The following is a 6054-nucleotide window of genomic DNA, read 5'->3' as shown; positions in this document are numbered from 1 at the left end:
CTGCCGCCAGCCTATCGCGGCGGTGCCTTTGTCGGCGAGCACGGCAGTTGGAACAGGCAGGTGCTCAACGGCTACAAGGTCGTCTTCGTGCCGTTCAAGGACGGCAAGCCGAGCGGTCCGGCACAGGACGTCGTCACGGGCTTCCTGAACGGCGACAACCAGGCGCGTGGCCGTCCCGTGGGCGTCGCCATCGACAAATCAGGCGCGCTGCTGGTCGCAGACGATAGCGGCAACACGGTTTGGCGGGTGAGCGCGGCGCATCCGCAGCTGACGCAACGATAGATCGCGAGAACGAGAGGAGCTCCACAATGGGCCTTGCTCAATATGCCGTCGTGCCGGTGCAGGGCGAATGGGGCGTGCTGCATGATGGCGACGTCAAGAGCCGGTACGCCACCAAGGAAGCCGCCTTCGAGTCGGCGGTCGCCGCGGCATCCCTGGCGCTTCGTGAGGGACATGAAGTCCATGTCAGCGTGCCCGGCCGCGAAGCCGGCGACAACGCGCTGGGTGCGTAGACGTCCGGCCGCAGAATGGCGTTCGAAGGAAGGAGGCCGCGATGACCAAGCCCCGCGAGCAGAACGGCGTCGAGCCATCACGGTCCGAGGACGACATCCAGCGCGAGCAGCTCGGACCGCGCGGCGTGCCCGGCGCACCCGACCCGGCCAAAATGACGCCGCAACGCGACAAGAAGACGCCGAAGCATATCGATCCCGGTCACACCTCCTGACACCTGTTCTGCGGCTGGCGCCGCAGTGCCATTCGGAACCGACATTCCCGCTCGTCCCATATACCGGGTATGACGTGCCGCCGGCGCGATCTGCGCCTGGCGGGCAGGCGACGTTTGGAATGCGGTTCTTGAAATCTGGCGGCAGGCTCGTCGGCGTCCTGCTGGTGCTCGCGATCACGCAATTGGTCGGATGGGGCACGATAGGCCTTCCCGCCATCGTCGGGCGCGATCTCGCCGCCGATCTCGGCATGAGCTTGCCGGCGGTGTTTGCCGGGACATCTGTTCTCTACGTCTCGATGGGGCTGTGCGGCCCGTTGCTCGCCAAATCGTTTGCGCGGCATGGCGCGCGGACGGTCATGATGGTCGGCACGATCGTCACTGCGCCGGGCTTCGTGCTGCTGTCGCTCGCGCGCGAGCCGATGCTTTATTTCGCAGCGTGGATCGTGCTCGGCATCGCCGGCAGCGCCACGCTGTCGACCGGCGCCTATATCATGCTGAACGAGATCGCGGGGCGGCAGGCCAAGAACGCGATCGGCGCGCTCATGCTGGTGACGGGCCTGTCCAGCAGCATCTTCTGGCCGACGACCTCGTTCCTGAGCGGTCACCTCGGCTGGCGGGGGACGTGCCTCGTCTATGCCGTGATGATGCTCGTCGTCAGCCTCCCGCTCTATGCGTTTCTCGCGCCACGCCGGTCCGTCGCGAAGGACGATGGCGCCGAGCCGGCCAGGCGGTCGCCGCCGGCTGCGATTCCAAGGAGCACGTTCGGCCTCGTCGCCGCCGCGATCACGCTGAACGCCTTCGTCAATTTCGGCATCAGCGCCATCCTGATCGAGCTGCTCCGGGCGGAGGGGCTGGCGCAGGCGCAGGCGCTCGCCTTCGGCTCGATGCTGGGCGTGATTCAGGTCAGCGCCCGCGGACTGGATCTTCTCGGCGGCGGGCGGTGGGACGGGATCACGACCGGGCTCGTCGCCGGCACCGCGCTGCCCCTCGCCATGCTGCTCTTGATGCTGGGCGAGGGCGCAACCTGGGCCGTTGCGGTCTTCATCCTGCTCTACGGCGCCGGCAGCGGCGCGATGGCGGTGGCGCGGGCCACCATTCCGCTTGTGTTCTACGACCAGGCCGAGTTCGCCAGGGCGATGTCGATGATCGCGCTGCCGCTCAATCTTGCCTCCGCGATCTCGCCGCCGCTTCTCGTCGGCCTGCTCACCGAATTCGGCAGCCGCGGTGCGCTCGGTCTCACGCTGGCGTTCTCCTGCGCGACGGTGCTGATCCTGGTCCTGCTCGGACGGCGGCGGCCGCGGGCGGTGGCGGCCGTGACCTGAGCCGATCATGCATTATTCGCGGCGCGGAAAGTTGCGGCAGAATGCGGTTGCCCGGCAGGAGATGGCCGCATGCCGCCAGTGCAGTGCTCAGGACCCCAAAATAGTGTATCCGCAGGGAGCGCGGCATGGCCTGGAGCCGCCGCGCCAAGATCAGTTCTCCGGAGGAAATCGACATGTCGGCCTTGCCGCTCTCAGGCACCAAGATCCTTGACCTCACCCGCGTGCTGGCCGGGCCCCTGTCGGCCCAGATGCTGGGCGATCTCGGCGCGGAGGTGATCAAGATCGAGCGGCCGGGCACCGGCGACGACGCGCGCGCCTTCGGACCGCCTTACCTGGCCGATCCCGAGGGCAAGGCCAACAACAACAATTCGTTCTACCTCTGCGCCAACCGCAACAAGAAGTCGGTCACCGTCAACATCGCCAAGCCCGAGGGCCAGGCGATCATCCGGGAACTCGCCAAGGATGCCGATGTCTTCATGGAGAACTACAAGGTCGGCGATCTCAAGCGCTATGGCCTCGACTACGAGACCATCAAGGCGATCAATCCCGGCATCATCTATTGCTCGGTGACCGGCTTCGGCCAGACCGGTCCCTACGCGCCGCGTGCCGGCTATGATGCCATCCTGCAGGCGATGGGCGGGTTGATGAGCGTCACCGGGCATATCGACGGAGAGCCTGGCGAGGGCCCGATGAAGGTCGGCCCGTCGATCGTCGACTACATGACCGGCATGAACGCGTCGATCGGGATTCTCTCGGCGCTCTACCATCGCGATGCCAATGACGGGCAGGGACAGCACATCGACGTCTGCCTGTTCGACACCGTCATCGCATCGCTGTCGCACTGGCTGCAGATCTACCTCGTCAACGGCAAGACCCCGCCGCGCCGCGGCACCTGGGGCAATGGCGGCATGCCGGCCGGCGTGTTCCGCTGCGCCGACGGCGAGTTGATGCTGGTGGTCGGCAATGACGGCCAGTTCCAGCGCACCTGCGCGGTGCTCGGCGAGCCCGAGCTCGCGAACGATCCGCGCTTCGTCAAGAACAACGACCGCGTCGTGCACGGCAAGGAGATCATGGCGATCTTCGCCGGCCTGTTCCTCAGGAAGCCGGTGGCCTACTGGCTGGAGAAGCTGGAGGAGGCCGGCGTTCCGTCAGGCCCGATCAACAATTTCGAGCAGGTGTTTTCCGACCCGCACGTCCAGTCGCGCGGTATGCGGGTGAAGGTCGACCATCCCTTTGAGCCCGATCTCTCGCTGGTCCGCAACGCGCTGACCCTCTCGGAGACGCCGATCCAGACCTACCGCGCTCCGCCGTTGCTGGGGGAGCACACCCGGGAGGTGCTCGGCGGCAAGCTCGGCTATGATGCGGAGAAGATCGAGGCGCTGAAGCGACAGGGGATCATCTAGCCGGATGAGCGCGAGCCGCGGCGCGACTGTTGCCAGCCGGGAATGCGCGCAATACTGGGCCTTGCCTGAGGCTTGCGCGCAATCCCCAGACAATCCCGGTCCGTAGTCGCACAGGCTTCCGTTCCGCGAGCGACTCTGCTTCGATCTCTCCACTTGAGTGCGGGAGGGAAGCGAATGTCCTACACGATCGGGTTCCAGGCCAAGGACCAGAAGGCCATTCTGGCGACCGAGGCGGCCACTGCCAATCAGGCCGTCGCCATCATTGCCGCGCTGCGGCAGAGCGCCGAGGAAATAAAGTTCATCCGATCGCCCCAGGAAGGCGAGATGGGCATCGAGATGCTGCTGCTGCTCGCTAAGGAAGAGGCCGAGGAGATGCCGCCGCGGGCATAGCCCGCCGCCGCGCTACGCGCGGAATTCCGAGGTCTTCCCGCATGCGGGAGCGACCTCGCATCGGCTTTCGACCGAGCTCATTGATCAGCGCGCGTTCCGCGCCAGCGCGCGGGCCGGCGTCTTCGTCTCCGCCTTTCCCGCCGTCAGCGCCATCGTCGCCACGCTGACCACGCGCGCGACCACGTCCTCGACGTCGTCGAGATCGCATTTGCCTTCCGACAGCTTCGTCAGCCGCTCGCTCTCGCGGATGGTGTGGTGCGCCATCGCGAGCGCGAAGTTGAGGCCCCAGTAGACATTGACCTCGCTGCGGTCGGGCAGGGCGCGGCGCATCGCGCCGGCGAATTTGCGCAAATGGTCGATCTCGCGGTTCTTGATGCGGCGGATCGGCGGCACGGATTCGATCGAAGCGCGGATCATGAAGCGCGCTGCGGTGGAGCGCTGGTTCTCCGGGCCGAGGCAGCCGCGCAAGGTCGGACCGACCAGGGCGCGCAGGATCACCTCGATCGGCGCCCGGCCGCCGCCTTGCTCTTCCGCCGCCTTCAATTCGCGCAGGCGCTCGCGGTTGGTGGCGATCGAACGTGTCACGAACAGCTCCGCGATCAGTTCATCCTTCGAGCCGAAATGATAGTTCACCGCCGCCAGGTTGACGCCCGCCTCCGCGACGATGTCGCGCAGCGTCACGTCGCCGAAGCCGCGATCGGCGTAGAGCCGTTCGGCGGCGGCGAGAATGGCAGACCTCGTATGATCGCTGGCCATGGGTGCCCTCGGGGAGGGGAGTTGCAATTCAAACAGTTGTATGAAACTATCGTTTGAAGGTCGGAGAAAGTCAATCCGCAATCGGGACTCGTTCGCAACTGCGATGGGTTCCGCTGAGGCTCGCAAGTGGCGCAGTCGCGATTGCGGGCCGCGCGCAGCGGGAGGACAATCCGGCGCAAAAGCGTTTGTTGAAAGAAGCGAGGAGCGTCCCATGGATTTCGATCTGTCCCCCAAGCAGAAGGAATGGCTCGACCGCGTGCGGTCCTTCATGGCCAAGCACGTGCGCCCGGCGGTGCCGGTCTACGACCAGCAGGACAAGAGCGGCGACCGCTGGAAGGTCATCCCGATCCTGGAAGATCTCAAGAAGAAGGCGAAGGCCGAAGGTCTCTGGAACATGTTCATGCCGCCGTCCCAGCATGAAGACGACGAATTTCGCGGCGCGGGATTGACCAATCTCGAATACGCGCTGCTGTCGGAAGAGATGGGCCGCATCACCTGGGCCTCGGAAGTGTTCAACTGTTCCGCGCCCGACACCGGCAACATGGAAGTGTTCATCCGCTACGGCACCAAGGAGCAGAAGCGCAAATGGCTGCGTCCGCTGATGGACGGCGAGATCCGCTCCGCCTTCCTGATGACGGAACCGGCGGTCGCCTCGTCCGACGCCACCAACATCGAAACCCGCATCGAGCGTGACGGCGACCACTACGTCATCAATGGCCGCAAATGGTGGTCGTCCGGCGTCGGCGATCCCCGCTGCAAGATCGCGATCCTGATGGGCAAGACCGATTTCAAAGCGGCCAAGCACCAGCAGCAGTCGCAGATCCTGGTTCCGCTCGACACTCCCGGCATCAAGGTCGAGAAGATGCTGCCGGTGTTCGGCTTCGACGACGCGCCGCACGGCCATGCCCAGGTCCTGCTCGAGAATGTGCGGGTGCCGAAGGAGAACATCCTGCTCGGCGAAGGCCGCGGCTTCGAGATCGCGCAGGGCCGCCTCGGACCTGGCCGCATCCATCACTGCATGCGTACCATCGGCAAGGCCGAGGAGGCGCTGGAGAAGATGGTGAAGCGTCTCACCTCGCGCACCGCCTTCGGCAAGAAGATCGTCGAGCACAGCGTGTGGGAGCAGCGCATCGGCGAAGCCCGCACCAACATCGAGATGACGCGTCTTCTGTGCCTCAAGGCGGCCGACATGATGGACAAGGTCGGCAACAAGACCGCGCAGGCCGAGATCGCCATGATCAAGGTCGCCGCGCCCAACATGGCGCTGAGGATCATCGACGAGGCGATCCAGGCCTTCGGCGGCGCCGGCGTCTCGGATGAGGCGGGCCTTGCCAAGGACTACGCCCATATCCGCACGCTCCGTCTCGCCGACGGTCCGGACGAGGTGCACAATCGCGCCATTGCCAGACTTGAGGTTCGGAAGTATGCAAACTCTTCAAGTCACTAGGAACGGCGGAGA

General features: G+C 65.5%; 7 protein-coding genes and 1 pseudogene. 7 read left to right on the top strand and 1 reads right to left on the bottom strand.

The genetic code is table 11. The annotated features are described in order from the left end of the window. From IC50_RS00050 to IC50_RS00030, 6 genes and pseudogenes are all read left to right on the top strand, one after another. Window positions 1-282, top strand: a pseudogene (locus IC50_RS00050) (PQQ-dependent sugar dehydrogenase); the annotation flags it as partial. A 26-nt stretch (window positions 283-308) separates the two neighbouring features. Then, window positions 309-512, top strand: coding sequence for a hypothetical protein (locus IC50_RS00045; RefSeq protein ID WP_035699092.1), 204 nt, complete (start codon window positions 309-311; stop codon window positions 510-512). Window positions 513-553: 41 nt separating this feature from the next. Next, complete coding sequence (locus tag IC50_RS42285; RefSeq protein ID WP_193374069.1) at window positions 554-724, top strand: hypothetical protein; 171 nt, start codon at window positions 554-556, stop codon at window positions 722-724. Between the two features lie 119 nt (window positions 725-843). After that, window positions 844-2046: an MFS transporter gene (locus IC50_RS00040; protein ID WP_035699091.1), complete on the top strand. Its 1203-nt coding sequence runs from the start codon at window positions 844-846 to the stop codon at window positions 2044-2046. 173 nt (window positions 2047-2219) lie between these two features. Then, window positions 2220-3449, top strand: coding sequence for a CaiB/BaiF CoA transferase family protein (locus IC50_RS00035; protein ID WP_035699094.1), 1230 nt, complete (start codon window positions 2220-2222; stop codon window positions 3447-3449). A 174-nt stretch (window positions 3450-3623) separates the two neighbouring features. Next, window positions 3624-3839 (top strand): hypothetical protein, encoded by a 216-nt coding sequence (locus IC50_RS00030; protein ID WP_035699089.1) that lies wholly within the window; start codon window positions 3624-3626, stop codon window positions 3837-3839. A gap of 84 nt (window positions 3840-3923) precedes the next feature. Here IC50_RS00030 and IC50_RS00025 read toward each other — a convergent pair whose 3' ends face one another. Continuing rightward, window positions 3924-4595 (bottom strand): TetR/AcrR family transcriptional regulator, encoded by a 672-nt coding sequence (locus IC50_RS00025; protein ID WP_035699087.1) that lies wholly within the window; start codon window positions 4593-4595, stop codon window positions 3924-3926. A 211-nt stretch (window positions 4596-4806) separates the two neighbouring features. On the opposite strand from IC50_RS00025, the gene IC50_RS00020 reads away from it, so the two are divergent. Further along, window positions 4807-6042, top strand: a complete 1236-nt coding sequence (locus tag IC50_RS00020; RefSeq protein ID WP_035699085.1) for an acyl-CoA dehydrogenase family protein — start codon at window positions 4807-4809, stop codon at window positions 6040-6042. Window positions 6043-6054 lie beyond the last annotated feature (12 nt).

This window comes from Bradyrhizobium genomosp. I (2014) (assembly GCF_000261685.1).
Lineage (GTDB): Bacteria > Pseudomonadota > Alphaproteobacteria > Rhizobiales > Xanthobacteraceae > Bradyrhizobium.
Note: the sequence above shows the minus strand (reverse complement) of the source record. Positions and strands in the feature narration are given on the sequence as shown.

Coding starts and splice junctions, on each gene's coding strand:
- IC50_RS00045 (WP_035699092.1), top strand. CDS start 309: ATGGGCCTTGCTCAATATGCCGTCGTGCCGGTGCAGGGCGAATGGGGC.
- IC50_RS42285 (WP_193374069.1), top strand. CDS start 554: ATGACCAAGCCCCGCGAGCAGAACGGCGTCGAGCCATCACGGTCCGAG.
- IC50_RS00040 (WP_035699091.1), top strand. CDS start 844: ATGCGGTTCTTGAAATCTGGCGGCAGGCTCGTCGGCGTCCTGCTGGTG.
- IC50_RS00035 (WP_035699094.1), top strand. CDS start 2,220: ATGTCGGCCTTGCCGCTCTCAGGCACCAAGATCCTTGACCTCACCCGC.
- IC50_RS00030 (WP_035699089.1), top strand. CDS start 3,624: ATGTCCTACACGATCGGGTTCCAGGCCAAGGACCAGAAGGCCATTCTG.
- IC50_RS00025 (WP_035699087.1), bottom strand. CDS start 4,595: ATGGCCAGCGATCATACGAGGTCTGCCATTCTCGCCGCCGCCGAACGG.
- IC50_RS00020 (WP_035699085.1), top strand. CDS start 4,807: ATGGATTTCGATCTGTCCCCCAAGCAGAAGGAATGGCTCGACCGCGTG.